Annotated in this window: 47 protein-coding genes; 46 read left to right on the top strand and 1 reads right to left on the bottom strand. The window is 62.0% G+C overall.

Annotated features, from left to right (window positions below; translation table 11 throughout):
• Positions 1 to 254: 254 nt before the first annotated feature.
• The gene (locus ACNQS7_RS12035; RefSeq protein WP_418012717.1) at positions 255 to 1118 is read right to left on the bottom strand and encodes a helix-turn-helix transcriptional regulator; all 864 of its coding nucleotides are present in this window, start codon (positions 1116 to 1118) and stop codon (positions 255 to 257) included.
• Between the two features lie 191 nt (positions 1119 to 1309).
• Here ACNQS7_RS12035 and ACNQS7_RS12030 point away from each other — a divergent pair, with 191 nt between their 5' ends.
• The 46 genes from ACNQS7_RS12030 (at position 1310) to ACNQS7_RS11805 (ending at position 22657) form a co-directional block, all read left to right on the top strand.
• On the top strand, positions 1310 to 1546 hold the full coding sequence (locus tag ACNQS7_RS12030) for a helix-turn-helix domain-containing protein (protein ID WP_418012716.1): 237 nt from the start codon (positions 1310 to 1312) through the stop codon (positions 1544 to 1546).
• Complete coding sequence (locus tag ACNQS7_RS12025) at positions 1546 to 2328, top strand: hypothetical protein (RefSeq protein WP_418012715.1); 783 nt, start codon at positions 1546 to 1548, stop codon at positions 2326 to 2328. Before ACNQS7_RS12030 ends, ACNQS7_RS12025 begins: the two co-directional genes overlap by 1 nt.
• 12 nt (positions 2329 to 2340) lie before the next feature.
• Complete coding sequence (locus tag ACNQS7_RS12020) at positions 2341 to 3168, top strand: hypothetical protein (protein ID WP_418012714.1); 828 nt, start codon at positions 2341 to 2343, stop codon at positions 3166 to 3168.
• The gene (locus ACNQS7_RS12015) at positions 3165 to 3557 is read left to right on the top strand and encodes a hypothetical protein (protein ID WP_418012713.1); all 393 of its coding nucleotides are present in this window, start codon (positions 3165 to 3167) and stop codon (positions 3555 to 3557) included. Before ACNQS7_RS12020 ends, ACNQS7_RS12015 begins: the two co-directional genes overlap by 4 nt.
• Positions 3554 to 3841: a DNA-binding protein gene (locus ACNQS7_RS12010; RefSeq protein ID WP_418012712.1), complete on the top strand. Its 288-nt coding sequence runs from the start codon at positions 3554 to 3556 to the stop codon at positions 3839 to 3841. The genes ACNQS7_RS12015 and ACNQS7_RS12010 overlap by 4 nt, the downstream gene beginning before the upstream one ends.
• Positions 3841 to 3972 carry a hypothetical protein gene (locus ACNQS7_RS12005; protein WP_418012711.1) on the top strand — a complete coding sequence of 44 codons (132 nt, stop codon included), beginning with the start codon at positions 3841 to 3843 and terminating at the stop codon, positions 3970 to 3972. Before ACNQS7_RS12010 ends, ACNQS7_RS12005 begins: the two co-directional genes overlap by 1 nt.
• On the top strand, positions 3969 to 4247 hold the full coding sequence (locus ACNQS7_RS12000) for a hypothetical protein (protein WP_418012710.1): 279 nt from the start codon (positions 3969 to 3971) through the stop codon (positions 4245 to 4247). Before ACNQS7_RS12005 ends, ACNQS7_RS12000 begins: the two co-directional genes overlap by 4 nt.
• A gap of 103 nt (positions 4248 to 4350) precedes the next feature.
• On the top strand, positions 4351 to 4614 hold the full coding sequence (locus ACNQS7_RS11995) for a hypothetical protein (protein ID WP_418012709.1): 264 nt from the start codon (positions 4351 to 4353) through the stop codon (positions 4612 to 4614).
• Entirely contained in the window at positions 4611 to 4799 is a 189-nt protein-coding gene (locus tag ACNQS7_RS11990; RefSeq protein WP_418012708.1) for a hypothetical protein, read from the top strand. The genes ACNQS7_RS11995 and ACNQS7_RS11990 overlap by 4 nt, the downstream gene beginning before the upstream one ends.
• A gap of 1098 nt (positions 4800 to 5897) precedes the next feature.
• Positions 5898 to 6143: a hypothetical protein gene (locus ACNQS7_RS11985; protein ID WP_418012707.1), complete on the top strand. Its 246-nt coding sequence runs from the start codon at positions 5898 to 5900 to the stop codon at positions 6141 to 6143.
• A gap of 95 nt (positions 6144 to 6238) precedes the next feature.
• Entirely contained in the window at positions 6239 to 6439 is a 201-nt protein-coding gene (locus tag ACNQS7_RS11980; RefSeq protein ID WP_418012706.1) for a hypothetical protein, read from the top strand.
• Positions 6436 to 6762: a hypothetical protein gene (locus ACNQS7_RS11975; protein WP_418012705.1), complete on the top strand. Its 327-nt coding sequence runs from the start codon at positions 6436 to 6438 to the stop codon at positions 6760 to 6762. Before ACNQS7_RS11980 ends, ACNQS7_RS11975 begins: the two co-directional genes overlap by 4 nt.
• Positions 6759 to 7214, top strand: a complete 456-nt coding sequence (locus ACNQS7_RS11970) for a hypothetical protein (RefSeq protein WP_418012704.1) — start codon at positions 6759 to 6761, stop codon at positions 7212 to 7214. Before ACNQS7_RS11975 ends, ACNQS7_RS11970 begins: the two co-directional genes overlap by 4 nt.
• A complete protein-coding gene (locus ACNQS7_RS11965) occupies positions 7211 to 7417 on the top strand; it encodes a hypothetical protein (protein WP_418016261.1) in 207 nt (68 codons plus the stop codon). Before ACNQS7_RS11970 ends, ACNQS7_RS11965 begins: the two co-directional genes overlap by 4 nt.
• Positions 7323 to 7907: an HNH endonuclease signature motif containing protein gene (locus ACNQS7_RS11960; protein ID WP_418012703.1), complete on the top strand. Its 585-nt coding sequence runs from the start codon at positions 7323 to 7325 to the stop codon at positions 7905 to 7907. The genes ACNQS7_RS11965 and ACNQS7_RS11960 overlap by 95 nt, the downstream gene beginning before the upstream one ends.
• Positions 7897 to 8868 (top strand): AAA family ATPase, encoded by a 972-nt coding sequence (locus ACNQS7_RS11955; RefSeq protein WP_418012702.1) that lies wholly within the window; start codon positions 7897 to 7899, stop codon positions 8866 to 8868. Before ACNQS7_RS11960 ends, ACNQS7_RS11955 begins: the two co-directional genes overlap by 11 nt.
• Positions 8865 to 9173, top strand: a complete 309-nt coding sequence (locus ACNQS7_RS11950; protein WP_418012701.1) for a DUF4406 domain-containing protein — start codon at positions 8865 to 8867, stop codon at positions 9171 to 9173. The genes ACNQS7_RS11955 and ACNQS7_RS11950 overlap by 4 nt, the downstream gene beginning before the upstream one ends.
• Before the next feature lie 194 nt (positions 9174 to 9367).
• Positions 9368 to 9523 (top strand): hypothetical protein, encoded by a 156-nt coding sequence (locus tag ACNQS7_RS11945; RefSeq protein ID WP_418012700.1) that lies wholly within the window; start codon positions 9368 to 9370, stop codon positions 9521 to 9523.
• The gene (locus ACNQS7_RS11940; protein ID WP_418012699.1) at positions 9520 to 9759 is read left to right on the top strand and encodes a hypothetical protein; all 240 of its coding nucleotides are present in this window, start codon (positions 9520 to 9522) and stop codon (positions 9757 to 9759) included. Before ACNQS7_RS11945 ends, ACNQS7_RS11940 begins: the two co-directional genes overlap by 4 nt.
• Positions 9760 to 9949: 190 nt before the next feature.
• On the top strand, positions 9950 to 10198 hold the full coding sequence (locus tag ACNQS7_RS11935; RefSeq protein ID WP_418012698.1) for a hypothetical protein: 249 nt from the start codon (positions 9950 to 9952) through the stop codon (positions 10196 to 10198).
• A gap of 455 nt (positions 10199 to 10653) precedes the next feature.
• Entirely contained in the window at positions 10654 to 10896 is a 243-nt protein-coding gene (locus ACNQS7_RS11930) for a hypothetical protein (RefSeq protein ID WP_418012697.1), read from the top strand.
• Positions 10889 to 11500: an NUMOD4 motif-containing HNH endonuclease gene (locus tag ACNQS7_RS11925; protein WP_418012696.1), complete on the top strand. Its 612-nt coding sequence runs from the start codon at positions 10889 to 10891 to the stop codon at positions 11498 to 11500. The genes ACNQS7_RS11930 and ACNQS7_RS11925 overlap by 8 nt, the downstream gene beginning before the upstream one ends.
• Positions 11497 to 11844 carry a hypothetical protein gene (locus ACNQS7_RS11920; protein WP_418012695.1) on the top strand — a complete coding sequence of 116 codons (348 nt, stop codon included), beginning with the start codon at positions 11497 to 11499 and terminating at the stop codon, positions 11842 to 11844. The genes ACNQS7_RS11925 and ACNQS7_RS11920 overlap by 4 nt, the downstream gene beginning before the upstream one ends.
• Positions 11844 to 12131, top strand: a complete 288-nt coding sequence (locus ACNQS7_RS11915; protein ID WP_122526676.1) for a hypothetical protein — start codon at positions 11844 to 11846, stop codon at positions 12129 to 12131. The genes ACNQS7_RS11920 and ACNQS7_RS11915 overlap by 1 nt, the downstream gene beginning before the upstream one ends.
• Complete coding sequence (locus tag ACNQS7_RS11910) at positions 12124 to 12639, top strand: hypothetical protein (protein WP_418012694.1); 516 nt, start codon at positions 12124 to 12126, stop codon at positions 12637 to 12639. Before ACNQS7_RS11915 ends, ACNQS7_RS11910 begins: the two co-directional genes overlap by 8 nt.
• A gap of 154 nt (positions 12640 to 12793) precedes the next feature.
• Positions 12794 to 13048, top strand: a complete 255-nt coding sequence (locus tag ACNQS7_RS11905) for a hypothetical protein (protein ID WP_418012693.1) — start codon at positions 12794 to 12796, stop codon at positions 13046 to 13048.
• Positions 13041 to 13673 (top strand): hypothetical protein, encoded by a 633-nt coding sequence (locus tag ACNQS7_RS11900; RefSeq protein WP_418012692.1) that lies wholly within the window; start codon positions 13041 to 13043, stop codon positions 13671 to 13673. Before ACNQS7_RS11905 ends, ACNQS7_RS11900 begins: the two co-directional genes overlap by 8 nt.
• Entirely contained in the window at positions 13666 to 13854 is a 189-nt protein-coding gene (locus ACNQS7_RS11895) for a hypothetical protein (protein WP_418012691.1), read from the top strand. The genes ACNQS7_RS11900 and ACNQS7_RS11895 overlap by 8 nt, the downstream gene beginning before the upstream one ends.
• Positions 13847 to 14293: a hypothetical protein gene (locus tag ACNQS7_RS11890; RefSeq protein WP_418012690.1), complete on the top strand. Its 447-nt coding sequence runs from the start codon at positions 13847 to 13849 to the stop codon at positions 14291 to 14293. The genes ACNQS7_RS11895 and ACNQS7_RS11890 overlap by 8 nt, the downstream gene beginning before the upstream one ends.
• Positions 14290 to 14985 carry a DNA-methyltransferase gene (locus ACNQS7_RS11885; RefSeq protein ID WP_418012689.1) on the top strand — a complete coding sequence of 232 codons (696 nt, stop codon included), beginning with the start codon at positions 14290 to 14292 and terminating at the stop codon, positions 14983 to 14985. Before ACNQS7_RS11890 ends, ACNQS7_RS11885 begins: the two co-directional genes overlap by 4 nt.
• Before the next feature lie 448 nt (positions 14986 to 15433).
• A complete protein-coding gene (locus ACNQS7_RS11880) occupies positions 15434 to 15844 on the top strand; it encodes a hypothetical protein (protein WP_418012688.1) in 411 nt (136 codons plus the stop codon).
• A 148-nt stretch (positions 15845 to 15992) separates the two neighbouring features.
• Entirely contained in the window at positions 15993 to 16901 is a 909-nt protein-coding gene (locus ACNQS7_RS11875) for a hypothetical protein (protein WP_418012687.1), read from the top strand.
• Positions 16898 to 17269 carry a hypothetical protein gene (locus ACNQS7_RS11870; protein ID WP_418012686.1) on the top strand — a complete coding sequence of 124 codons (372 nt, stop codon included), beginning with the start codon at positions 16898 to 16900 and terminating at the stop codon, positions 17267 to 17269. Before ACNQS7_RS11875 ends, ACNQS7_RS11870 begins: the two co-directional genes overlap by 4 nt.
• A 174-nt stretch (positions 17270 to 17443) precedes the next feature.
• Complete coding sequence (locus tag ACNQS7_RS11865; RefSeq protein WP_418012685.1) at positions 17444 to 17629, top strand: hypothetical protein; 186 nt, start codon at positions 17444 to 17446, stop codon at positions 17627 to 17629.
• A gap of 246 nt (positions 17630 to 17875) precedes the next feature.
• Positions 17876 to 18079: a hypothetical protein gene (locus ACNQS7_RS11860; RefSeq protein WP_418012684.1), complete on the top strand. Its 204-nt coding sequence runs from the start codon at positions 17876 to 17878 to the stop codon at positions 18077 to 18079.
• 178 nt (positions 18080 to 18257) lie between these two features.
• Positions 18258 to 18593: a WhiB family transcriptional regulator gene (locus ACNQS7_RS11855; protein ID WP_418015963.1), complete on the top strand. Its 336-nt coding sequence runs from the start codon at positions 18258 to 18260 to the stop codon at positions 18591 to 18593.
• Complete coding sequence (locus ACNQS7_RS11850) at positions 18590 to 18880, top strand: hypothetical protein (RefSeq protein ID WP_418012683.1); 291 nt, start codon at positions 18590 to 18592, stop codon at positions 18878 to 18880. Before ACNQS7_RS11855 ends, ACNQS7_RS11850 begins: the two co-directional genes overlap by 4 nt.
• Entirely contained in the window at positions 18877 to 19050 is a 174-nt protein-coding gene (locus ACNQS7_RS11845; RefSeq protein WP_418012682.1) for a hypothetical protein, read from the top strand. The genes ACNQS7_RS11850 and ACNQS7_RS11845 overlap by 4 nt, the downstream gene beginning before the upstream one ends.
• Positions 19051 to 19255: 205 nt before the next feature.
• Positions 19256 to 20164, top strand: coding sequence for a hypothetical protein (locus tag ACNQS7_RS11840; protein WP_418012681.1), 909 nt, complete (start codon positions 19256 to 19258; stop codon positions 20162 to 20164).
• The gene (locus ACNQS7_RS11835) at positions 20161 to 20508 is read left to right on the top strand and encodes a hypothetical protein (RefSeq protein ID WP_418012680.1); all 348 of its coding nucleotides are present in this window, start codon (positions 20161 to 20163) and stop codon (positions 20506 to 20508) included. Before ACNQS7_RS11840 ends, ACNQS7_RS11835 begins: the two co-directional genes overlap by 4 nt.
• 55 nt (positions 20509 to 20563) lie before the next feature.
• The gene (locus ACNQS7_RS11830) at positions 20564 to 20818 is read left to right on the top strand and encodes a hypothetical protein (RefSeq protein WP_418012679.1); all 255 of its coding nucleotides are present in this window, start codon (positions 20564 to 20566) and stop codon (positions 20816 to 20818) included.
• Positions 20815 to 21174 (top strand): hypothetical protein, encoded by a 360-nt coding sequence (locus ACNQS7_RS11825; protein WP_418012678.1) that lies wholly within the window; start codon positions 20815 to 20817, stop codon positions 21172 to 21174. The genes ACNQS7_RS11830 and ACNQS7_RS11825 overlap by 4 nt, the downstream gene beginning before the upstream one ends.
• Positions 21171 to 21437 carry a hypothetical protein gene (locus tag ACNQS7_RS11820; RefSeq protein WP_418012677.1) on the top strand — a complete coding sequence of 89 codons (267 nt, stop codon included), beginning with the start codon at positions 21171 to 21173 and terminating at the stop codon, positions 21435 to 21437. Before ACNQS7_RS11825 ends, ACNQS7_RS11820 begins: the two co-directional genes overlap by 4 nt.
• A gap of 209 nt (positions 21438 to 21646) precedes the next feature.
• The gene (locus ACNQS7_RS11815) at positions 21647 to 21889 is read left to right on the top strand and encodes a hypothetical protein (protein ID WP_418012676.1); all 243 of its coding nucleotides are present in this window, start codon (positions 21647 to 21649) and stop codon (positions 21887 to 21889) included.
• 124 nt (positions 21890 to 22013) lie between these two features.
• On the top strand, positions 22014 to 22460 hold the full coding sequence (locus tag ACNQS7_RS11810) for a hypothetical protein (protein ID WP_418012675.1): 447 nt from the start codon (positions 22014 to 22016) through the stop codon (positions 22458 to 22460).
• The gene (locus ACNQS7_RS11805; protein ID WP_418012674.1) at positions 22460 to 22657 is read left to right on the top strand and encodes a hypothetical protein; all 198 of its coding nucleotides are present in this window, start codon (positions 22460 to 22462) and stop codon (positions 22655 to 22657) included. The genes ACNQS7_RS11810 and ACNQS7_RS11805 overlap by 1 nt, the downstream gene beginning before the upstream one ends.
• Positions 22658 to 22700 lie beyond the last annotated feature (43 nt).

Here is a 22700-nt window from a genome sequence, read left to right as displayed (position 1 = left end):
AACTGTCAAATAAGCGCTATTGGATACGTGTAGTATCGCGTAGCCGTTGACCAGCGGTTTTAAACGTGACCTAGCCGCCAAACATCCCGCAAAACACCTGTTACCAACGCACATCGAGAACTGACTAACGGGCCAGTTAAATTCTTGAAAACATTCATTGTCACGCATTCAAATACTCGCCAAAGCGCACATTGGACCATCCAACGATTCACCAGGAGGACACCCCTGTGGAGCGCCCCGGCGAAGACAACCCATCAACAGACCGCGTCATGGCCGCCCTCCATATCGCCCTGACCGCCGCCCCCGTCGACACCTGGGACGCCACCGAGACCGCTCAGGTCCTTGACACGGTCCGGCAAATCTCGGTTGACCGCCGCGGCCGGGTCATCCCCTTCCGTCGCCGCTAAAACCTCCTGGCCTTGCTGCGCTTCGCTCGATGCTCCCGCCGCCGCGCCACCTTCCACTGCATCTCCATCCTCCTTGTGTTCATCCACGCGGGCATATTCCCGCCGAAGCTCCTGCATCCGACTGAACCCACCAACCTCGGACTCCGCGAACAGGGCCACCTGCCGCGCCAACGCCACAGCGGCGTCAGTGAACCGCGCAGGGGCCAGAGATTCGGGGTTGCTCACGCGATGAGCCAGCAGCCAGAGGGCAACGAGTTGGGCAGCGCGCTCATCTTCCACTGCTTGGTGATGCCGATACTCTGCGTCCGCCAGCTCCGCTTGCGTCGAAGCGAGCCGGCCAATCATCACGTCGAGCTCAAGCTCTTTCGCCGTAGAAAGGCCCTCTGAGGACTGCTGCTCCTCGCGCAGCATTTCAATGCCAGCTCGGAGAATGGCGGCCTGCTGGTGCAGGGATTCGGTCGTTACGGGGAGCGGCGTGGGCTCACCGCCACCGAGGGTCGCGTCGACGCTTCCCTGCTGCCACTCCAGCGCGATTTCCAGGCGAGCCTTCGTGCCGGGGGAGTAGTTTGTTCGGCGGCCGTTCTCTACGTCACCTAGAGCGCGGGGAGTCATCCCGACCCGCTCGGCCAGTGCTTTTGTCGTTCGCATGCCCAGCTGCTCACGACGTTGCACCACCCGGCTGCCGAGGCGTTTCCCATCCAGACCTGTCATGGCGCTAATGGTGCAGGAAACAGAAAGAAACATCCAGATTGGCGAAACCGTTCCTAATGCCAAAAACCCGGAAACCCACGCCTGAAACTACAGGAACGTGGTTCCGCTTTGACCTGCGCAAATAGGTCTCAGAAGGACACGTTTCCGAACCATGCTTGACACAGTTCCTTTTCGTTCCTACTGTTGCCAACATGGAGCAGAACGACGATCCGGTTCGGACCGGAGCCACCATCAAAGCGCTCCGTGAGGCATACGGCTGGAAACTCGGAAAGTTCGCCGTCGCCTGCGGAACCACCCACCCGCACATGTCCAACATCGAGTCCGGGCGTAAGCGGTGCACACCCGAAATGGCCCGAAAGGTCGCTCAGGTCCTGGGTGTACCACTGGCCGCGATTACAACTTCCTTCCCAGTGGACGAGGTCGCCTGATGACCTCAGCCGTTGCCGTGATGGCCGCGGAGGATGCCCGCGTTCTTACCGACCGGATCAAGGTCGGCGTGGAAGCCGTCTGGGAGCTCATCACCCGTGCGTACACCGAACGGGCATGGGATGCCTTGGGCTACTCATCGTGGGACGACTACTGCACCCGCGAGTTCGGCACCACCCGGTTACGGCTGCCGCGCGAAGAACGTGCAGAGGTCGTTGCGTCGTTACGTGAATCCGGGCTGAGTATTCGGGCGATTGCATCGGCAACCAACGAGCCGGTCATGACTGTTCAGAATGAGCTGGCACGTGTACGAAGTCGTACACCTGAACCCGATGTCGAACCAGATCAGCTGGCCGACGACCTGATTGTCGCTGAGCAGCATCTGCCTCCGCTGCCCGAGAACTACATGAACATTCCGGGTGGGGTCACGCCGTCAACTCCCGGTCAGACGGATCGAATGGCGGAGGCGCTGGCGAAGGCGGGGTCAGCCGCACCAGTCGCTGATCCGCCCAAGCCAGTCACCGGACTGGATGGCAAGAAGTATCAGCCGGCCCGCCCGGCACCTAAGCCTTCGCAGGAGCCGGCCACCCCGCGTCGGCGGCCCTTGACCGACGCCGCCCGCGAAATCGGCTTGGACTTGAAGAACCTCACTTCGCGGATGGAAAGGCTTCTGGCAGACGACCGGTTCGCCAGAAACAAAGACGAGGTAGCTCCGCACTTGCGGCACTACCTCGTCGAAGCAATCAAGGTCTGCCAGGACCTCAATCACCAAATCAATCCGTAAGGAGTCTATCTCATGGCGCGCCCAATCAAACAGGTCATCAGCATCAGTAAGCCAACCGCGACTGTCGAAGACATTACGCCCGCGATGGCTGAACAGTGGCTCGGAAAGAACAAGGTCAACCGGCCGCTGCGCAACCGGAAGGTGATGCAGTTTAGCCGTGACATGAAGAACGGCAATTGGCGACTCACGGGCGAGGGAATTAAGTTTGGTCAATCCGGCAACCTACTCGACGGGCAGAACCGTTTGTGGGCCGTCATCGAATCTGGCTGCACCATCACCATGTTCGTGATGCGTGGCCTGGAGGACGACACTCAGGCGGTCATGGACAGCGGTACGGCTCGAACCGCGAGCGACAACCTTGGGATGGCCGGATACAAGAACTCCACCATCCTCGCCTCCATTGCCCGCCGCCGTATCACCACCACCGCGTTCAACGACGTAACCAACTCCGAAGTCCACGACTACGTAGACGCCAACTCCGACAACGCAATTCAGGCGGCTGAAATCGCCCGCAAGTACGCCAAGCGCTGCGACATCACTCCTTCCACCGTCGGGCTGGCGGCGTGGCGCATCGCGGAAGTCCACGACTGGTACACGGCGGAAGACTTCTTCTCGGCCGCCTCAGAGAAAGTCGGTCTGGCGCCGGGAGACCCCGTCTTGGCCATGACGGCGTTCTTCGCGGACAGTAAGCTTCGTCGCCGCAAGCTGGATTTGCGCACCCAACTGTCGGTCATTGTGCGTGCGTTCAACGCCCGAATTCAGGGCAAACCGCTTCGCGTTGTCAGGATTGCGTCACCCAGCGGCGGCGTCATCCCCATTCCTCCGGTGAGCCCGCGGTGAACAACGACCTCATCACTCAGTCCAGGCGCCGGTACCTCGCTGATAATCCGTTGCGGTTCAGCGAGCTTCCGACTATCAGCGGTGAAACCGGTAAGCCGACGGGCCAGAGCTGGACGTTCCCGAATATCGGCGATGTTCAAATCATCGGCGCGAAGCTGGGTATGGAGTACCTGGCCATCTGCCACGACGACGAAGCGGTTGAGGAGTGGATTCAAACCGCAATAGCAATCGTGAAAGACCCGGAGATGATGGGGATTCTGTTCGCCAACGTGTTCCGCGGCGTGAACATCATCATCGGCAAAATCATCGAAGAGGCCGGCGCGCGCGAGCAGATGCAGAAGATGGCGGTCGATGCCTGGCGGAAGAACTTCGGCGGTGACACGGCATGACCGAGCCCACCTACGAACTGGAAGCCGTTGTATCGGAACATCTCCCGGCCCGGTGGAAGCCGGAGTACGCGCGGCGGTGGCTCGTCAGCAGACTCAACCGTGGGGAGCTGCGCGGTGTGCGGTACGGCCGGTGGGACTGGCGGATGCGGGAGAGCGACATCGAGTTCATGCTGTCGCGCTACAGCAACACCGCTGACACCGTGGCTCCTGTCCCGGATTCGTCTCCCGCGTCGGTTGCCGATGGCCTGTCGGAGCGGTCTCGGCGGCGACTAAGGAGCGCGTGATGACCGCCATCCTGTCCGTGCTGTTCTGGCCACTGCATAAAGCGGTGGGGTTGTTCGACTACGACACCTATTACAAGGCCGCTGACGAATTGTGGCTCCGCACTTCGTCATCCAGGAAGGGGAAGCCATGATTGCCGGTTTGCAGGCGTTCGCGTTCGCTATCGCCGCCGCGGCGACGGTGAATGGGACGGTGTCGTGGTCAGCGGAGATGCTGTCGGATTCCAAAGCGTGGTGGGTGCTGGCGTTGGTGTGCCTGGGGGTGTTCCTGGCGTTGAAGCATGTGGAGGTCACCCGTCGGCGGCGGGAGGCGCGGCGCAGGGAGTGGATGCGGGATTACCGGGGTGCGTGGTTCGCGAGTTTTGAACGCCGGCAGCGGGTTATCGCAGCGAGGGAGGCGGGACGGTGATGCGGCTGGTTCATCGTCTCGACAATCCGTGCGTGTGTGGTCATGCGGTGTGGTTGCACACCAGTCACTGCCTGGCGCGGGTGCGGGTGCGTAGTCATCAACGGTGCCCGTCGGCGTGTGGGTGTGGGAAGTCGTTGCAGGAGTTGAAGAAATGAACTTGCTAGAACTCTTCATGGTTTACCTCGGGGCCAGCCTGGGTTCGTTCTTCGGGGTCGGTGCCTTCTTTTACCTGGGCTGGCGTGCGGCGCGGAAATATGCTGCGGTGCAGACTTTGTCGCAGCTCGGGGCGGAGCAGCGGAAAGCTGAGTCCGGGGAAGCGAAGCCGAAGACGCTGCGGTTGGTGACGGATGAGGGGTCGGCGTCGTGACCGCTCCGGAGACTCCTGACCTGCTGGCCGCGCTGCGGCACGAAAACGCTTACCTCCACAAGCTCCTCACTCGTCAGGGTCAAACGATTGACGAGTTCGCGGAGACGATTCTCGCGGCGATGCAGGCGGGGTTTGTGCCGGGGTTAACCACAGCACGAGACCTCACCAGTGGGGGAGCGGTATGAGCCTGTACAGCGCAGCGCGTGGTTTGTGGTGGGTGGCGTCTGAAGTGGTGGACGCAGCCCGACAGTTGTTGGAGTTCCGGTCCGACGAGCATTCCGAGCATGTGCATGTGGCGGTTGGCGCTGCCGGGAAGCGGGCAGGACAAGACCTCGCTGACGGGTTGGCCGAGTATGAGGCTGGGGTGGAATGCCTGGAAGCGCAGGCCTGCCCGGTTCATGGCCAGTGGTGTCAAACCCCTGGACCTGAGCCGTGGTGCCGACAAACCACCGAGTCTTCCGCTGCGCCGGGTGTGTCGCCTGTTGAGGCAGCGGACAAAGACCCCGGAGCCCACCCCCCGACCCGGGCTCCGGGGTCCCAACTTTCCCTGAGTGAGCTCGACTTTCGCCGCGCCGCGAACGTGGTGAGTGGTTACGCAGAGCAGTGCCGACGTGGTGACAACCGGGACACCTTCAGCCGGATAGCGACGGAGTTGTACGCCGCTGCAGACGCATTGAAGCACGCGACTCTCGGTCAGGACCCTGCTTCTGTTCATGACCGCACCATGAGGCAACGACACAACGAAGACCGCTGACTTTAGCTGGGACAGCTAACGAGAGGTACGGCAATGAAGTTCACCACGCCAGAAGGCTACGAGGTCGAGGTTGATATGCGCTTCGGGTTCCAGGTGCATAACCAAGATGGCACGTCGGCGCAGATAGTCCACCTGGAAAGTCCCCGGGTCCTAAATCCGCCGCCCATGGGTCCTGGCGGTCCTGGCGAACCCATACCTAAACCCAAGGCGGGTTGATACCACGTCTCAGCTTCCCTAACTAAATGCGGCTCCGGCTGCGGGAACAGCCGGAGCCTCTACACCAACAGAAAGGCAGTTCTGCAGTGAGTATCAAACATCCTACCCACCCCCGGCCGGTCCTCTACGTCCGAGCCCCACTGGACCTGAAACATGTTCGCGTCAACCCCATCCCCAACAGCCCCGGCCGCTACGCCGTCCACCTCGCTGAAATGAGTGACGCCAACTTGCATGTGACTGCTGCTGAGTGGGATGTCATTGATGCGAAGGTGCGGGCGGGGATTATCGCCGCGCAAACCCGGGCGGTCTCACTGTGAGCGACATCATCGGCGGCAAGTGGGAGCTGCGGGAACTGTTGGCGGTCACCTGGAACGACGAGATGGCGCAACGGTTCCCGAACGCTGAGCACCACTTCTGCCGCCAGGAAATGCGCCCCACCGAGACGGGCTTCGAGTCGTTCGACCCTCCCCATTGCATCGGCTGGCATTGCAACCGCTGCGGCGCCGCCACGAACAGCTTCGGGCACCACAAGTGCCCTGACAGACCGGAGGCGTCATGACTCTTCCTGGCTGGACTCGGACTCTCGCCCTGTGGCACCGCGCCGCGAACGCCCGCGCCCTTCAACAGCTTCCGACTATCACGTTAGGGCCGTACATGTCTGATGACGATGTGGAGTTCCACTCCGCCATGCTCGAACTCCACACGATGTTGGAGGAGTTGCATGACTTGTGTATTGAGTCGGGGGAGAAGCTGCGGGGCTGGGTGAACCTGACGGGTGCTCACCGGTTCGGCCTGGACCATCCGTGGCCGGCGGATGAAGCCGAAGCACTGCTGCAGGCATGGAGGGCAGCATGAGCGCCCCGGATTTGTCGAAGCTGTCGTCCCGGATGCGTTACGCCGCTGACGTGTTGGAGGAGTTCAACACCGACCACCCCAACCTCTACAACGCGGACGCCCCCTGGCGGCCCTCGGAACTACTCAGGGAAGCCGCGCATGTGGAGGCTGAGGAAGCCCTAGTGGAACAGTTGGCGCGGGAGTTGTTCGCGGCGCAACGCAGATGTTTCCCCGACCGCCCTGATTTGGAGGCGTGGGAGACGGCGTGGGGGTCGACGCGGCAGAACTGCATCAACCTCGCCGAGATGCTGGTGGAGTCCGGCTGGCACAAGGGGGCGGCGTGACTGTCACTGAGCCTTTTCCGTTGCGGGAAGCGCGTTTGGAGTTGCAGGACTACGACCTTCACCGCGACCTCTACGAACGCCGGGAACGAGTCCACTACCTGACACAGATGGGGAAGACGGCGGAGGAGATAGCCGAGGAACTGGGCCTGGCTTCCAGGAGCGTGGTGCGGCACCGCATCGCCCCACCAGCACCCCAACCCACACGACTCTATGACTCCTCCACCGTCACCGATGAGCGTGCCGCGGACTTGGAGGACGGCGCAGACCTTGCCCTACGCCTGGCCGCGGTGTTGCGGGATGAAGACCCGGCGTTGGTGTGGGGGAGCCTGATTCGTTTGGACCGGCGGAAGTTGCAGGAACTCTGCGTCATCGCCCTGTGTGCGATTCCGGTGCAGATGACCAGGGAGCAACTGTTGGGGTGGGTTCGGCCGTTGGCGGGGGAGGCGTCGTGAAGCTCGTTGGCCCCGGTAAGGAACAGGTATTCGACCTCGCCAAAGAGAAGCTGGGTGACCGGTTCAACGCGTGGCTGGTGACTCCCCGACCGGAATGGCATGGCCTGCATGACGGGACACCCCGGGGGTTGTTGGAGTCACAGTGCCCGACATGTGTGGACGAAGTACTGCGCGCTGTGGAGGGGATGCCTGATGGCGATTAGGACCAGGAAACCAAAGCTGGCAGGAATCCCCAGCAGATTCCGCGCCAAGATCGACTTTTGGGGGCCGCAGACGACCCGCGTTCCCACCCGTTGCTGGCTATTTACAGGAGCCAACTCGGGCGGCGACGACCCATACGGAGTCACGTGGGACGGACAGCGGAGGGTCAAGGCTCATCGCTTTACCTACCAGCACATGTTCGGGGAAATCCCAACTGGCCTTGTTATAGACCACCTCTGCAAGACACATCGGTGCGTCCGGCCGACACACCTTGAGGCCGTTACTTCTCGCGAGAACATTCTGCGTGGAGATGCACCTGGCCCGTCCGCTATTCGTACCAACCAGTGCAAGCGCGGCCACGAGTTCACTGCTGCGAACACCATCCAGCGTAGCGACGGATACCGCGAGTGCCGCACCTGTTCTAACGAAAAACACCGCGAAGGGAAGCGGCGGCGCAGGGCTGCCAGAAAGGAGGCGACGAATGGCAATTAGGACGCGTCGGCCGACTGGCATAGCACCCTGGCCTCTAGTTCTCATTGAAGGCGGAGAAAAGGTAGGAAAGTCCTACGCCGCAGCGCAATTCACCGCTTCCGACAGACTGGGGCAGTGCTACTGGCTGGACCTAGGGGAGGGTGCAGCCGATGAATACTCCCAGATTGAAGGTGCCAACTACCTGATTGTCGACCACGACGGGACGTGGCACGACATCATCGGCCAGGTCACCGAGATACACACCGCGGCCAAGGATTCAGACAAGCCGGTTCTGTTGGTCATCGACTCCATGACCGCCGAGTGGGAGATGCTGAAGGACTGGGCTTCGAAACGCGCTAGGGAGTCGAAGTTCGCCCAACGGAAACTCCGCGAGGACCCGAACGCTGAAATCAAGCCGTCGATGAATCTGTGGAACGACGCCGGCGACCGCCACCACCACCTGATGCGGCTCCTGATGACCTTCCCAGGCATTGTCGTAATGACCGCTAGGGGCAAGGAAGTCGCCGCCCTAGATGGGGATGGGAAGCCGATCCCGAACGCGAAAGAGTATCGGGTCGAAGGGCATAAGACACTTCCTTTTGATGCGTCGGTGTGGGTGCGGTTGTCTAGGGATGAGCCGCCCACGATGGTGGGCTGCCGCTCTGTTCATGCGGGGTTGCGGCCTGGGGTGGACAAGCCGCGCCGGTACCCCAGTTTCACTCTTGAGCACCTGATTTTTGAGGTGTTGAAGATTGACCCGAAAGCCGCGCAAGCCCGCGAACTGACGGATTTGGTCTCCGACGAAATCGCGTTGGCCAACCAAGCCCGGGCCGCGCTGGGGGACTTCCTGCGGCTGAAGAAACTCCCGTACAAGCCTGTCGCTGAACGGTTCTACGCCGAACAGGGGGAGGAGTTGGAGACAACCCTGGACCCGACTGCGGTGTTCAACTTCCTCGACACTTTGAAGAAGGAGGCGGCGTGAGCCGTATATACATCGCCGGCCCTATGAGCGGACTGCCCAACCACAACTACCCAGAATTTCATCTGGTTGCCGAGGCGCTACGCAAAGAAGGGCGGGAGGTGTTGTCGCCGCACGAGATTGATGGCGGCAGCACCGACCGTGGGTGGGTTTGGTATATGCGCGAGGCCCTGAAGATGCTGCTTTCCTGCGACGAGATAGTACTGCTCGACGGATGGCAACACAGCAGGGGCGCCCAAATCGAGAGAGGTCTAGCGGAGACCCTTGAGATGCCGGTCTCTGAATGGCTCCAACGGGGGGCGTCGTGACGGGTTTCTCTCCGCAGGTGCGGGCCATCATCACCGAACGCTCCGGCCGGTACTGCGAAATCGGTTTGAACGGCTGCACCGACCGAGCCGTCCACAAACACCACCGCCGCTGCCGCGGCATGGGGTCTACCAAGCGCCCTGAAACAAACCAGGCGGCAAATGGTTTAGATGCTTGCCTGCACTGCCATGAGTGGGTGGAATCCCACCGCCGGGAGGCGTATGAGTACGGCTGGCTGGTGCGGCAGACAGAAGAACCCCGCGACATCCCGGTGTTGTATCGCGGGACGTTGGTCCTGTTGGACGACTTCGGGAACCTCGAGGATTACCCGGGTAGTGGGGTAGTCGCATGAGTGGCGACCTGCGGCAACTACTTGAAGCTGCCATTGACCAACACCATCAGGCTGACGAGTGGGGTTACCCCGTCGAAGACTGCTGCTGCGGCAACGACCGCGACGGCACCGAAACGTGGGCAGCTCACCTGGCTTTCGTCATCTCCGACCTACTCATTGACCTTGCTGGGACCGGGCAGTTGCTCGCCAGCATCGACAGGCTTTACCGCGGCGGTACAGGACAGGAGACACCATGAGCAACCTCGTGGGCAGCATCTGGGACTCGAAGAAGGGAATGGCGCCGGTTGAGGTTCTGGCAGACCCTAGCCCTTCCAGTGCTATGCGGTGGCTACTCGTGAAGGGCGGTGGCCGCAGGAGACACATCACGTTGGACGGGTTGTCACGAAAATACGTCCGCCGCGTCGGACTGACAGAGGACGAAACAGTATGAGCGCGAACGAATACTGGATGGCTGACGCTGAATACGTAAGCGTTGGCCAGCACAGCGCATGGGTCATCGGCGAGGACGAGAACGCCGACTGGTGGGTGCCATACCGCGACGGGCGTGTGCCGTGGCGCACGGAATGGCTGTGGCAACGATTCAGCCGCTGGAATCCACTGCATTGGCTGCGCTACTGGAACTCGCGCCGCCGCAACCAGGTTGTTTTCCTGTTCGGGGGTCCGGGCGATGACTGATACCGAATCTGTTCTCCGGGGTGTTCTTGATGTTGTTCGCCGTGACGGCTGGAAACCCAACGGGTGGGGGCTGGTAGGGCCTTACTGTCTGCGGAGGGCGTTGGGGTGGGTTATTTCCCAACAAATCCCACCCTCGGAACGCGACGACGCGAACACCGCTGCACGCCAGGCCATCTCCCAAGCTATTGGGCAGCCGTTGGGCGCAATCATGTGCTGGGAGAGCGACAAAGGCCGCACACAGCGGGACGTCGAGGACGTGCTTGAGAAGGCGATTGCGGGGTTGCCGTGATTGCTTTCGATTCTCTCCCTGAACCCCCCGAACCCACTGAGGTGGACCGGTTGCGGGATGAGAACGCGGAGCTCGTGATTCGGGTCATGGAGTTGGAGACCGAAAACAGGGGCTTGTTGGAGGAGCTGGATGGGTTCCGGTGGGGTCAGGGCAGGGAGGCAAGCTGATGGACACCGTAGACGCAGTAGCGCGGGCGCTCGCGAACGCCATTTGGGGCGGCAGTCCTCTTGTTGAGGACGCTTTCGAGTCCTTGTCGGACGGCGAGCAGGACACGTATCGGAGCTGGGCGGCCCGGGCTGCTATCGACGCACTCGGACTCACCACGCAGGAGCAGTTGCTTCGCAACGGCCATACGGTGTGCTCCCGGCTGGTGTCTGGGTGGGTACGGAAGGACAACACCAATGAGTGACGACATCATCGCCCGCGCCGAAGCTGTGGAGCGGTGGCTGCCCGTAGTCGGTTTTGAGGATCGATATCAAGTCTCTGACCTGGGCCGTGTCTACAGCCTCATTACAGGCCAACTGCTCTCACTCCGTACCACCGACCGTGATGGACGTCCCAGGGTGTCGCTAACCGGCGGCGCCAAGGTGCGCACACGTCCAGTGCACAGGCTGGTCTTAGAAGCGTTCGTGGGGCCATGTCCGGATGGTATGGAGGGTTGCCACTCGAATGGCGATACCAGCGACAACAGGCTGGTTAATCTCCGCTGGGACACGAAGTCCGCCAACATGCAGGATTGCCTTGCGCATGGCCGACACGGCAAGCTCCGAAAGACTCACTGCCCCAAAGGACACCCGTACGCCGGCGACAACTTATATCAAAACAGCAACAGCCGAAAATGCCGGACCTGTCAAAACGCGCGGACCCGTGTAAAAGCCATCAAGCCGGGCGAGGAATTGAAACACGGAACGGTAACGACTTACACCCGCGGCTGTCGCTGCGATGACTGTAAGGGCGCTTCTGCCTTGGCGGCCCGCAGGCTGCGGGCGCGCAAAAGAGAGGCCGCACAGTGAGTTTCGACGATCTGATTTTGAAAGCTGAGCGCGTCCTGGAAGGCGTCACAGACGGGCCGTGGGTTGCCGAGTACTCGGGCGAGCAAGGCAACTGCGTTATTCCGCATGACGCCCAGTCCACGCGGGAAGCCGTCTGCACCACCCATCTGTACTACCAGGTGGCCGACGCCGAGTTCATCGCTGCTGCCCGCCAGCTTGTCCCTGAGTTGGTTGCCGAGCTGAAAACCACACGGGCGCAACTGCGGCAGGTCGGACGCCAGCTCGGCCTATTCCTCGAAAACGGCGAGCGGATCCGCGTCATCGTCGCGCTCGCAATCACCGACGACAAAACAGAGGAGAATTAATGACTGACCTCGTGCCATCTGAAGATATCGAGCGCATCGTTGGCGTGTCTCGGAAGCGCGATTTGCACTACGGGCGCGCGGTATCCGACGAGCAGACGGTTTACATCCTGCACTCAAAAGAGTGCCTAAATAGCGGCATTGACCTACGCGAGTGCCGATTCTCCATAGCCCTGGACCGCGGGATTGACCTACGCCGCTGGGATGGCTACGAGGATGTTGCGGTCGCACTCGGCGTGTGGGAGACGAAGTTGGTGCCGCTCACGGGGACAGAGGTGCGCAATGTCTGACGTCCTCCGCGCGAGACTCGCCGAAGCACTGCTGGCTCACACAGGCAAGCGGCATGTAGGTAGCGGCGCGATCTTCTGTACCGACGGCCCCGGCGGGCTTGTGCACGCCACATCACCAACGTGGCGGGAATGGGCTGAGCACACAGCCAACGCGCTGCTGTCTCTGGAAGGCGTCGCCATCGTGGCACTACCGGAGCCCGACGACACCGGCAGCGGCCAGGGCGGTGAGTTCGACGCATGGTGGGGCCGATACCCCGATAACGATCCTCACCACGCACCGCGTTGGGCCGGCTACGACGTGTGGGCAGAGCACGGCAAGGTCCACACCAGCGCGATTCACGAACACACGCCCGACCAGGCCCGCGCTCTCGCCGCTGTGCTCTTGGCCGCTGCTGACGCTGCGAAAGCGGCGGGCGGTGAACACGACCCAGAGTGTGAGCACAGGGGCCGTTACGACCGCTTCGAGGGCGTCGACTACTGCGCAGGCTGCGGGGCGGCGCAATCATGAGCGCGGAACCCTTGGTGACGGCGGGCTTAATGACAGACGTCCCGCCATGCATCTGCAGACGTGAGGTCGCCGCGTCGTGCGTTCATCACGGCCCGGCATGGATACGCATCTGCGAACGGCTGAGTGAGTTACGCGCTGCAGAGGCGGTGAAGCGGTGAGCTGCAAGCACTTCAGTTGCACCTGCCAGATCCAGGGCTGCGGCCTAACCCACCCCACGGACTGGACACCCGTCATGAAGGCCTCGATCAACGGTGTCGTTGTCGCCGGTGACGACCCCGCCGACTGCATCGCGCACTACCTACTCCGCCTTGGCTACCCAACCGACCGTCCGGAACACCTGCGCAAAGTTGCCGAGTCCATGGCGGCCAGGCGGCCGATCAACGCTGCAGAGGCGGTTACTGATGCCTGAGCAGAGCACGGACCTCAAGTCGATCATGCGGTCCCACCAACTCACCGTCGACATCTGCAACGACCCCGACCTCGACGGCGACGCAAAACTTTTCGCGATCCTCGTCGTCACACTCATGCACCAACGCCGCGTAGCCGGACGCAAAGACCTCAAGCGGCGCAGCATGTTCCAACAAATCGCGCAGCTATCCAACAAGCGCGACCCCAAATTTTGGATCCGCCGCGTCATCGAAAAAGACATCCCCCGCTACGAACCACCCCCCGCAGTCGACAAGGGCTGCCTCGCCCCGATGATCCAGCGGGAAGGACCCTGCGGCAAGAGAGCCATCATCAGCGGCTGGGATCGTGACCCCTACACCGGTGTAGCCACCCGATACGCGTTCTGCTCACGCCACCGCAACCACGCCGACGACTGGCGCATCAAACAGAACATCAAGCAGTGGATCGACAACGGCCAGCCCTCACCGCCACCCAACTCGGGTGGTGTCCTGAGACGCTACTTCGCCGCCGACTGGGACGCGCTCTACAAATGGGCCGCACCATATCTGACACCACTTGAGGGCGAGAAACCACCGACCTTGCCGAAGCCGAACCTGCGACTCATCACCGGAGGTGACAGTGCCTGAGCCGTACCAACCCCACCGCTGGCACTACGACCAACTCAACGGCTGGTGGGCGCACTGCTCCTGCGGCTTCAGTAGCGGTGCTTTCTTCCTACGCCGAGCTATGGAGAAACACGTCCGGGAAGCCACCGAGCGGGACTACCTCGAAGTGCAGATAGAGCGGGCTAGGAGGGGCGATGCCTGAGCCGTACTACACCGACGAGCAGGTCACTGCCGAGACTGACGACGAACGGCGACGCCGACAAGGGCGCGAGCGTCAGCGCCGTTGTCGTGCACGAAAACGTGGCGAACAGGTTCCCTGGCAGCCGCGTCCGCGTGGCTACAAGCAGACGCCGCAACATATTCAGAACCGTGCCGATGCAATCCGTGGTGAAAATCATTACGGGTGGCAAGGCGACGATGTATCCGAGCGCGGCGGGCGGGCGCGGGCATTGCGCGCATACCCCGACATAGGTCCATGTGAAAAATGCGGCGCGGCCAAGTCGGAACGCCACCATAAAGACGGCAACACGGCCAACAATAATCCGGCGAATATTGAAATCCTCTGCCGCCGCTGCCATATGACGGAAGACGGCCGCCTCGATGCGGTGCGACGAACCCCATATAAAGGGTGTGCGCTATGACGCTGTACTACCAAGATGAGCATGTTGAGCTACACCTAGGCGATTGCCTCGAAAACACCGAATGGCTGCATGCCGATGTGCTGGTGACAGACCCGCCGTATGGGATCGACTGGCGAGCGCCGAAGGGTTGGACCAACGCCTACGGCGGCGGCGGTCACCGTTCGAGTGGGAATGCAACATCTATCGAGCAGGACAAAGACACCAGCACCCGCGACCACGCCTTGGCCCTCTGGGGCGATAGACCGGCAGCGGTCTTCGGGGATTTACTGCGAGTAGCACCCGCCCGTGCTCGCCAGGTATGCATCTACGCTAAGCCATTCGACGCCGGTATTCGCGGGGCAACTGGGGGATTCCGCCGGGACGCCGAAGGCGTTTACCTCACAGGCAATTGGCCAATGGGCATCGGCGGTCGGTCGTCGGTGCTTCAGACCGCAGGATATATGGCCGGACCGCGAGGGGTTGCAACGCGCGCCGGGCATCCCCACGCGAAGCCGATTGACGTTCTTGAGCAACTGATTAACGCCTGCCCCGATGGAACTATCGCGGACCCGTTCGCCGGTTCTGGCTCCACTCTCGTCGCCGCCCGCAATCTCGGCCGACGCGCCATCGGCGTCGAAATCGAAGAACGCTACTGCGAAATCATCGCCAAGCGCCTTGACCAGATGTGCCTGGACTTCGGGAGCGGCGCATGAGCGGCAGGCAGTTATTCAGCGCGGCCTACCGTAATCACTACGACGAAATCTGCACTGTCGGCACACCTGACCCGTCGCTTGACCGAATCGCTTGCGTGGTTCGCCGCGCCAATCAGGACGACCCCGATACGCGATTCTTCATCGCCGAAACTGTGCAGGTGTGGCGTCAGTGGCACGCTATTAGGAACATAAGAGCAAAACTGACATGCCCATCGTGTCTCTACACCGAGCTAGTCAGCTTCAATGACTACCACCTCTGCCCCCACTGCGGCTGGTCCACCCGCGCAAGGGAATTTACCGCAGACAGCCCTGCTGGGCTTTTTCGGCAAGCCGCCGACTGCATCGCCGATTGGATCAACGGAGCGCCTTGCACCGACCCGGCCCTAGCGCGGTCATTGATAAACCGACTAGACGAGGCGGCTGCGGTGTTGGACTTCGGGAGCGGCGCATGACTGAGCCGTACTACACCGACGAGCAGGCCCGCGAGGAGCAGAGCGCCGGACTGCCGATGTCACTGTGCCCCGAACTCACCATGCAGGGCCACGGCACTGCCGTGATGACCCGCCACTACGCCGACGACGGACGCACAGTCGACTACATCACCGTCGACCATGCCGACCCGCACATCCGAATTTCCGACGAGTTTCTTGTTGAACTGTTTCAGACAGGCACCCACCCATACCGACCGGACATCCGTCTTGAAGTCCAGTACGAGCACAAATTCACTGAGTGCCGACTTGATGGGCGGTGCTTCAACAGCGCCCTACTGCACATAGACGGGCGCAATAGGCATGTGGTGTACCGCATCGGCGCATACGTCCCCGAAGACAACACCTGGCGGGCTTCATGGCCGGATTAGACCGCGAAGAACGTGCCCGCCGCTACAAAGCCCACTTGTGTGTGGACTGCGGCAACCAACCCCACAGCGCCGGAAGACCCCGATGTGGGCCATGCCATGTCGTTTATGTGGCCACACGACACGAACCACAACAGGAGGCAACCGGCTGATGCGTATCCGCACCACGCGTCCGACGTTCTGGCGGTCAAAGACGATTGCCCAACTCGACTGGACCACAAGGCTTGTCCTCAAGGGCCTGGAGTCGTATGTGGATGACAACGGGGTGGGTAAGGATTCGGTCCCGCTGATATGTGCGGACGTGTTCCCCTATGACCTTTCGCGAGACCCTAGCGAGACTCTCGCGAATGTCTCGCGAGGGTTAGAGAGGCTTGCTGCGGCGAATCTGATAGCCCGCTACGACGTCGACGGCGAGGCCCTGATTTACATCCGGCGCTGGAAGCAGCTTCAGAAAATCGACAGCCCCAACGCCGGCCGTTTTCCGCGCCCGGACGGAACGATGGAATACAAAGACACCGTTGATGAGACTGTTTGCGCAGGTCAAAGCCCATCACTGGTTAACGGTTCGCTGGACTCTAGCGAGGACTTAGCGAGGACCTCGCTAGAACCTCGCGAGGTTCCAGCCACTGTAGTAGAGGAGAAGGGGAGTAGGGGAGTAGAGGAATCTTCTTCTCTTACGTTGGTAGAGGGGGGTGCGGGGGGAGACCCGAAACTTCCCGTCGCGGCCAAAGCCGCTCCGGCACGGACGAACACACGAGGACTTCGTCTGCCTGAAGATTGGCGGCCGTCCAACAACACCATCGCGGCGATGAAAGCGGAATTCCCACACCTCGACCTCAAAGCCGTCCATGTTGAGTTCTGCGATTACTGGCGTGCCGTACCCGGGGCCAAGGGACGCAAGACCGACTGGGACGCCACTTGGCGCAACCGGGTCCGCGAAATCGCATCCCGGCACGCACCACGCAACGGGCACGCGCGCGCGCCAAGTGGCCAGGACGAGAAGGTCATGGATTTCCTCGCCTACGCCAACCGCCCATCACTACCGGAGATTGAACAATGACCGACTACCGCCAGACCGCAGCTCTCGCTTTGGCGAAGTGCGCCGCTTACGACCCGTGGTTCCCGAAAGCGTCCCAGGCTCTGGTGGATTCCTGGTCTGAGGCAATTGCGAAGTACAAGCTCGGGCAGTACGACGTGTTGGCCGGCGTGGCGAAGATGTACGCCGACAACGGCTCAGGGTTCCGTCCGCTGCCGAAGGACTTGACGGACGCGGCGCGGGCGGTGCGCCGTGAGCGTGGTGAGCGTGAGTCTGAGCAGGAGCGCCGAGCGCGGGAGGACCGCTACGACGCCGAGCTGGCCGAGCGTAATCAAAACCGCTTGGCCGCGCTCATCGCCCCCATCGCTGAATCGAAGGGCCTACCAGGGTGATTGATTGGCGAGGTTCCACGGACCAACAGCACGCACTCACCGTCCCTTGCCGTTTCTGTGGTGCTGCCCGGGGTGAGCGGTGTGTCCGTGACAGCCACCCCTTGCGGGCGTTCCCGGCTCATCAGGGACGTATCAAAGACGCCACGAAAGCGGCGAACACGAAAGGAAACACAAATGAGTGAAATGAACGAGGTTCAAGGACTGGTCTCTGGACTGCTCTCGGGCATGTCTGGCATATCCACTGATGCGGCGCAGAGGTCTTTCGGTGTGTTGCTTGAAAACACCTTCGGTCAATTGGGTGGCTTCATCGAGGACCTGCAGCGGCGTGTGGAAGCGCTGGAAGCACGCGCGGGCGACTGAGACGCCACGAAAGCAAAGGAGCAACAGTGAGCGCACCCACGAAATGGACTATCCGAAAGCACGACAACCTCTGGTACGTCTGGCGACCCGGCGAACGGAAGCCGGTTACCTCATTCGGGACTTTCGCCCAGGTGCTGTCCTGGCGGCCAGACTGCGAACGCTTCCTCCGAGGCTGGTGCCAATGCCGGTTTGAGTGCGCGCAATGAAGGGGCAGGCGGGGGCAGGAACCATGCCGAAGGAGCAAGGATGAGCTGGAAGCTGTTCGACGCGAGGTATCCGGGCCGTTGTGACGCCAATGGTTGCCGCTTCGAGCAAGGTGACCGCATCGGTTACGCCGACGGCTACGACCGGCCGCTGTGTGAATCCTGCTGGTGCGCAGACAAGGAAGAGACCACGCCGCCCCAGGTGTGCTCGAGCTGCTTCACCATCCACGCAGGGGAGTGCTTGTGAGGTTGTCTGCTCTACAGCGGGCTAATGCTGCGAGGAACGCGGGGGCGGCGAAGAAGGCTGCGGAGGCGCGGCGAGTGGCGGCGGAGCAGTCGATGGATTGGGACGCCGCGATTGCGCGCTTGAAAGCGATGTTGGACCGATTCGAGTCTGAGTGCCCTCAGGAGGCGTCGTGAGTGTCATGCCCATGCCCTTACCCACCGAACGGTCTAACGGGCGCTACACAGCGCCTAGGAGGCGCAAAACGGGGCCTTCCACGCTGGGCACGATGGACGACACGGCCGCCTGCACCCTCCGACCCGGCCTGCCGTGGGTTGCAGAACGGACCCCCAGCGATTTCCACCGGTCGCAAATGCGGGCGGTCTGCAACTCCTGCCCCATCCGCCGGAAGTGCGCCGAATACGCCGCCCGGGAGGCCTCGTCCGGGTTCTTCGCCGGGGTTTGGATACCGGACGGCCCACGCGGCAAGGAGATAGCGGTGGAACGGCTCAAGCGCATAGCAGGCGGTGAAGCGTGAACGACGAGGAGTTCGCCTACGACTTGGTGATGCCGTTCATCCCAGTGCAATCCAAAGGAGGCCCGTACGACGACGACGCGTTCGTCGCGGGATACGAGATGGGCTTACTCGATGCGCAACTCAGCGGCAGCACCTTCACCCAGGGGCACGCTATCCGGGCTGAGAACCAGCATCAGGCGGACTTGATTGCGATGCGGCACGGGTATGTCGCGGAATTCACCACCACGGAGGAAGCACCCGGCTGGGTGTGCATGAAAACCCGACGCGTGGCAGGAGGAACAGCATGAGCGACACCGACGTCGTGGCTCTCTCGGAGCGTTACGAGCACCTACTGAAGTCGCAGCGCACCGCGACTACGCCAGCAGAGCTGGCATGGATACGGATTCAGATGACCTTGGTCGAACTTCAAATGCGCACCTCTAGCACCGACTTCTTCACGAACCCGGAGGCCCTGTGACTGTGACAGCTACCCGCCCCGCCCTGTGTTTCACGGTTCGTTGTGATGACCGCCGGTATTGCGCGAACGGCACCCTCACCCTCACCGCCCGGGATGAGGCCCACGCCCACGATTTGGCGCGTGAACAGGGTTGGGAAATCACCCGGTACGGCGACACCGCCGTGTGCCCGGCCTGTTTGAACCGGCAGCACCCCAGGAGACACCCGTGAGCGACCACCGATGCTCAGCGGGCCGCGGTTGCCGCAACGCGGAAACCATCGACGACACGGGCCGGAAAACCCGTGCAGGGGCTGTCATCGCCGAACCCACAGGTTTGTGCCCCGCATGTACCAACAACGTCCGCAACGCCATCGAAGACCTCCCCGCCGACTACGTGGCCCTGCACATCTCATTGGGTGAAGCCACCGGCAGTAGCGGGGCGAAAGTGTCCTCCACCCCCACCCCACCGATTCCGATTGACGTCAACAAGTATTCGCTGATGACGGCGATTTCGGAGAACCTCGATAGGGCCGCGGAAATCGTTTCCGAAGCCCTGAACTGCAACCCGCCCGCGGGGAAGATTGCGCACCGCCTCCACCGCGCCGCCACCATGGTCTCCACCAACCTCCCGAAACTTCTTGACCGGGGAGCGGTGGAGTTGTGGGTGTGGGAGAAATGCGACCCGCGGTGCGGCGAAAAAGGCTGCCAAGCCGGCGAGCATTTACGCATCTCGCATCGCACCGGAATTGAAACAGGGTTCGTCCTGCGGGATTTGCACCGCCGCACCCGCGCCACCGTCGGAGAGTTCGACAAAGTCATCCGCATCGAAGCGCCGTGTGGGGAATGCGGCGCCCCGTCCCTGCAACAAAACCCTGCCACCGGAAACGTCACCTGCCGCGACTGCGGCCACGAATGGACCGAGGAACTCCTCGGCCTGGCCGGCCGGATGATTCGACGCCAACAACAGGAGAAACACGACATGGCTGTCAACGCCGAACTCGAACAACGCGCCAAACTCGCGGAGTGGCGGGCCGCGGAGTTGCAGTGGAAACTCACCCAAGCACTCCGGCTCATTGGCTGCCCCGACATCACCGAACAGCAATTCACCCAAGAACTGTTGGCGGCGCAGAAATGAACCAACACGTTCACGTCTACGCCGCCACCCGCGAAGAACGCCTCCTCCAGTTGGTGTTCTTCCTCTGGGCGCAACTACCCCCACACACCCAGGATGAGTTACGGGAGGACATCGAAGCCGAACACATGGGCTGGGCCATCCCCTGCTGGGAGCGCCGCAACCCCGACGACTGGCTCACCCTCACCGAACTCACCGCCGAGCTCGGCATGACCCCCTCCGGCATCCGCAACTGGCAAAACCGGTACGGGCTCACCCCCGTCAAAGGCCGCTATCGGTGGGGGGATGTGGAGGACACCCGCCGGAAACGCATCCTGCGGCGCCGGAAAGGCGCCGAAGCGGGATGACCGCCAGGTTTACGAATCGCCTGCATATCGGTAGCCAGCAAACAAGGGAGACATCGTGACCGAATACCTCGACATGCAGGGCCGAGTCCTGCTCGACGGCACTACGCAGCGCCAGATCGCACGCATGAGCCAGCCCGCGCGCTGCCTGCGATGCTTCAAGGTCTACGACCTGGGAACCGTTGTGATCACCGCACGCTATGCGGACTGCTCCGTCTGGCGAACGCCATGCTGCAATCAGGCTGTAGACGACCGGGGCGAAACGGGTTGGACTACCCGCCGCGACTACGAGCGGATCAAACTGGCCCCATGACCAACGCAACTGACCAGGCACTACACGAACTCGACACGTTCATCGGCGCGTGGATCGGGCCAGCCGCGCAACGCTACCTGTTCGACCCCCGCGAACGCGCCACCGCGAGGATTCGGGACGCCATCACCGCTATCGCGGCCGGGGAGAACCGGCCACCGCCGTGCGGGTTCGTCGTCTGCCGACGTGAGCATGTGACCCGCGAGCACCCGAACTACCGAGACCACAAATCAGGCTTCGTCTACGTGCCGATCAGCGCCGTATTCGAGAACCCCGTCCGCGCCGACTACACGCTCGAATCCTGCGCGGAACGTCAAGGGCACCACGTTATTTGCGAGATACAGGAGAGGCAACGATGAGCGACCACAGGTTTGAGATTGACGTGAAGTTCAGCATCTACGGCCAGGACTTCGACTGGTATGCCTCGCTGAACTGGAACAACCCGGGCGGATTAGACACCCGCATCGAGGAATGGTTTCTCAACTGCTACGCCAAAGCCCGCAGCGGCTACAACACCCTCGTTGAAATGCAGCGAGCAGAGGAATGCGAGCGCCGCGAACGCGAACAGCTAGCGCGCCTCAAAGCGAAGTACGAACCCGACGGCGGGCAAACCACTACCTGACAGAAGAACGGAGGATCGGCGTGGCTCACTTCCGATGCCGGAAATGCACAGTGTTGATCGACGGGCTTGGCTCGCCATGTCCGGCCTGCGGAACGCCGCAGCGCGTGCCGGTCACCTTCGCTGACGGACAGGTGCGATACCTGCCGCAGGGGATGAAACTGGCCGAGTTCGACGCATGGCTCAACCGGACATAGGAGGGGCTACTCGGCGTGATGATTGTTAAACGCCTCATCATCGACTGGCCTGCGGTCAAGGACACCTTTTGGGAAGGTCTGGCGAAGTACCCGCCACCCGAGGACCGCTGGCGGCACATCATCGAACACGCCGAGACCGCGAGCATGGATGACGTAGTTGCCGATGAGAGCCTATTCGCGTCATCCGACGACCCTTACGAAATCGCGCTCAAGCTGATGGTGTTCGGCGAATGCCAGGTTGTCTCAGGCTCTACGTAAAACGCTATCGGCCCTGCTTGCGTGACAAGCGATTGTGTTCATGGATACACTTTGAGCAAGTTCCGCCATGCCTAAAACGGGTAGGGCGGTTTTTTTGTGCGCCGAAAATCGAGGGATGTGACTCATGGCCGCGAGAACTTCGAAGCCCGCTGACGAGGCCGACGCCGAGGTTGGTGCGCCGCCTGCGCCGCCCGTGGAAGCGGCCCAGCCCGCCCCCGAACAGCCCGCCGATGGTGGCAACAGCGTCACCACGCGTGTGTGGGCGGCGAAAGGGCAGGTCCCGAAGGCGTCCGTTCTGCAGGCCGCTATCCAGTCGGTGCGTAACGCCATCCCCGTCGTCTACGAGCTGGACGCGCAAATCACCGGGGCGGAGAAGAAAGACAACGACGGCCAGCCCGGCACCGAGTTCGAGGTCACCATCACCTACACCCCCCGCGCGGTGGAGGGGAAGACCGACGAGGTGGATGTGGACAAGGTCATCCGGGGTTTGGATGTGCCGCGGACGTTCGACGGTATCGGCGGCGTTGAGGGTGACCCCGAATTCCATGACCGGAAGCCCGCCGAGTTCTGATGACCGCCCCCGGCGACCCGACACCGCAGGACGCTGCGATGGCTGAGTTGCGTGACGCCACTGAGGCTGAGCGCGCCGCCTACAACGCTCTCATCGCCGCACAAACCCGCCTGTACGCCGCGAGGGACGCTGTCGCGAAATACGCCCAACAGGGAACCATCACAGACAAAACAGGCGCTGTCGGTATCACCGGATAGCATCCAAATAAAAGGCCCCGGCGGCTGCGCCAACAGCCCCGGG

This window comes from Mycobacterium sp. 23, assembly GCF_048287075.1.
GTDB classification, from domain to species: domain Bacteria; phylum Actinomycetota; class Actinomycetes; order Mycobacteriales; family Mycobacteriaceae; genus Mycobacterium; species Mycobacterium gordonae_B.
This window is presented reverse-complemented; position numbering and strand designations above follow the sequence as displayed.

What these genes read in the sequence shown, in the direction of transcription:
- ACNQS7_RS11860 (WP_418012684.1), top strand. Translation starts at nt 17,876, where the DNA reads ATGAGCTGGAAGCTGTTCGACGCGAGGTATCCGGGCCGTTGTGACGCC.
- ACNQS7_RS11875 (WP_418012687.1), top strand. Translation starts at nt 15,993, where the DNA reads ATGCGTATCCGCACCACGCGTCCGACGTTCTGGCGGTCAAAGACGATT.
- ACNQS7_RS11865 (WP_418012685.1), top strand. Translation starts at nt 17,444, where the DNA reads ATGAGTGAAATGAACGAGGTTCAAGGACTGGTCTCTGGACTGCTCTCG.
- ACNQS7_RS12030 (WP_418012716.1), top strand. Translation starts at nt 1,310, where the DNA reads ATGGAGCAGAACGACGATCCGGTTCGGACCGGAGCCACCATCAAAGCG.
- ACNQS7_RS11845 (WP_418012682.1), top strand. Translation starts at nt 18,877, where the DNA reads ATGAGCGACACCGACGTCGTGGCTCTCTCGGAGCGTTACGAGCACCTA.
- ACNQS7_RS11900 (WP_418012692.1), top strand. Translation starts at nt 13,041, where the DNA reads ATGCCTGAGCAGAGCACGGACCTCAAGTCGATCATGCGGTCCCACCAA.
- ACNQS7_RS11980 (WP_418012706.1), top strand. Translation starts at nt 6,239, where the DNA reads ATGTCTGATGACGATGTGGAGTTCCACTCCGCCATGCTCGAACTCCAC.
- ACNQS7_RS11825 (WP_418012678.1), top strand. Translation starts at nt 20,815, where the DNA reads ATGACCAACGCAACTGACCAGGCACTACACGAACTCGACACGTTCATC.
- ACNQS7_RS11820 (WP_418012677.1), top strand. Translation starts at nt 21,171, where the DNA reads ATGAGCGACCACAGGTTTGAGATTGACGTGAAGTTCAGCATCTACGGC.
- ACNQS7_RS11835 (WP_418012680.1), top strand. Translation starts at nt 20,161, where the DNA reads ATGAACCAACACGTTCACGTCTACGCCGCCACCCGCGAAGAACGCCTC.
- ACNQS7_RS12010 (WP_418012712.1), top strand. Translation starts at nt 3,554, where the DNA reads ATGACCGAGCCCACCTACGAACTGGAAGCCGTTGTATCGGAACATCTC.
- ACNQS7_RS11915 (WP_122526676.1), top strand. Translation starts at nt 11,844, where the DNA reads ATGACTGACCTCGTGCCATCTGAAGATATCGAGCGCATCGTTGGCGTG.
- ACNQS7_RS11810 (WP_418012675.1), top strand. Translation starts at nt 22,014, where the DNA reads ATGGCCGCGAGAACTTCGAAGCCCGCTGACGAGGCCGACGCCGAGGTT.
- ACNQS7_RS12025 (WP_418012715.1), top strand. Translation starts at nt 1,546, where the DNA reads ATGACCTCAGCCGTTGCCGTGATGGCCGCGGAGGATGCCCGCGTTCTT.
- ACNQS7_RS11935 (WP_418012698.1), top strand. Translation starts at nt 9,950, where the DNA reads ATGAGCGCGAACGAATACTGGATGGCTGACGCTGAATACGTAAGCGTT.
- ACNQS7_RS11930 (WP_418012697.1), top strand. Translation starts at nt 10,654, where the DNA reads ATGGACACCGTAGACGCAGTAGCGCGGGCGCTCGCGAACGCCATTTGG.
- ACNQS7_RS11925 (WP_418012696.1), top strand. Translation starts at nt 10,889, where the DNA reads ATGAGTGACGACATCATCGCCCGCGCCGAAGCTGTGGAGCGGTGGCTG.
- ACNQS7_RS12000 (WP_418012710.1), top strand. Translation starts at nt 3,969, where the DNA reads ATGATTGCCGGTTTGCAGGCGTTCGCGTTCGCTATCGCCGCCGCGGCG.
- ACNQS7_RS11960 (WP_418012703.1), top strand. Translation starts at nt 7,323, where the DNA reads ATGACGGGACACCCCGGGGGTTGTTGGAGTCACAGTGCCCGACATGTG.
- ACNQS7_RS12035 (WP_418012717.1), bottom strand. Translation starts at nt 1,118, where the DNA reads ATGACAGGTCTGGATGGGAAACGCCTCGGCAGCCGGGTGGTGCAACGT.
- ACNQS7_RS12005 (WP_418012711.1), top strand. Translation starts at nt 3,841, where the DNA reads ATGACCGCCATCCTGTCCGTGCTGTTCTGGCCACTGCATAAAGCGGTG.
- ACNQS7_RS11885 (WP_418012689.1), top strand. Translation starts at nt 14,290, where the DNA reads ATGACGCTGTACTACCAAGATGAGCATGTTGAGCTACACCTAGGCGAT.
- ACNQS7_RS11910 (WP_418012694.1), top strand. Translation starts at nt 12,124, where the DNA reads ATGTCTGACGTCCTCCGCGCGAGACTCGCCGAAGCACTGCTGGCTCAC.
- ACNQS7_RS11890 (WP_418012690.1), top strand. Translation starts at nt 13,847, where the DNA reads ATGCCTGAGCCGTACTACACCGACGAGCAGGTCACTGCCGAGACTGAC.
- ACNQS7_RS12020 (WP_418012714.1), top strand. Translation starts at nt 2,341, where the DNA reads ATGGCGCGCCCAATCAAACAGGTCATCAGCATCAGTAAGCCAACCGCG.
- ACNQS7_RS11855 (WP_418015963.1), top strand. Translation starts at nt 18,258, where the DNA reads ATGCCCATGCCCTTACCCACCGAACGGTCTAACGGGCGCTACACAGCG.
- ACNQS7_RS11880 (WP_418012688.1), top strand. Translation starts at nt 15,434, where the DNA reads ATGACTGAGCCGTACTACACCGACGAGCAGGCCCGCGAGGAGCAGAGC.
- ACNQS7_RS11940 (WP_418012699.1), top strand. Translation starts at nt 9,520, where the DNA reads ATGAGTGGCGACCTGCGGCAACTACTTGAAGCTGCCATTGACCAACAC.
- ACNQS7_RS11870 (WP_418012686.1), top strand. Translation starts at nt 16,898, where the DNA reads ATGACCGACTACCGCCAGACCGCAGCTCTCGCTTTGGCGAAGTGCGCC.
- ACNQS7_RS11805 (WP_418012674.1), top strand. Translation starts at nt 22,460, where the DNA reads ATGACCGCCCCCGGCGACCCGACACCGCAGGACGCTGCGATGGCTGAG.
- ACNQS7_RS11955 (WP_418012702.1), top strand. Translation starts at nt 7,897, where the DNA reads ATGGCAATTAGGACGCGTCGGCCGACTGGCATAGCACCCTGGCCTCTA.
- ACNQS7_RS11975 (WP_418012705.1), top strand. Translation starts at nt 6,436, where the DNA reads ATGAGCGCCCCGGATTTGTCGAAGCTGTCGTCCCGGATGCGTTACGCC.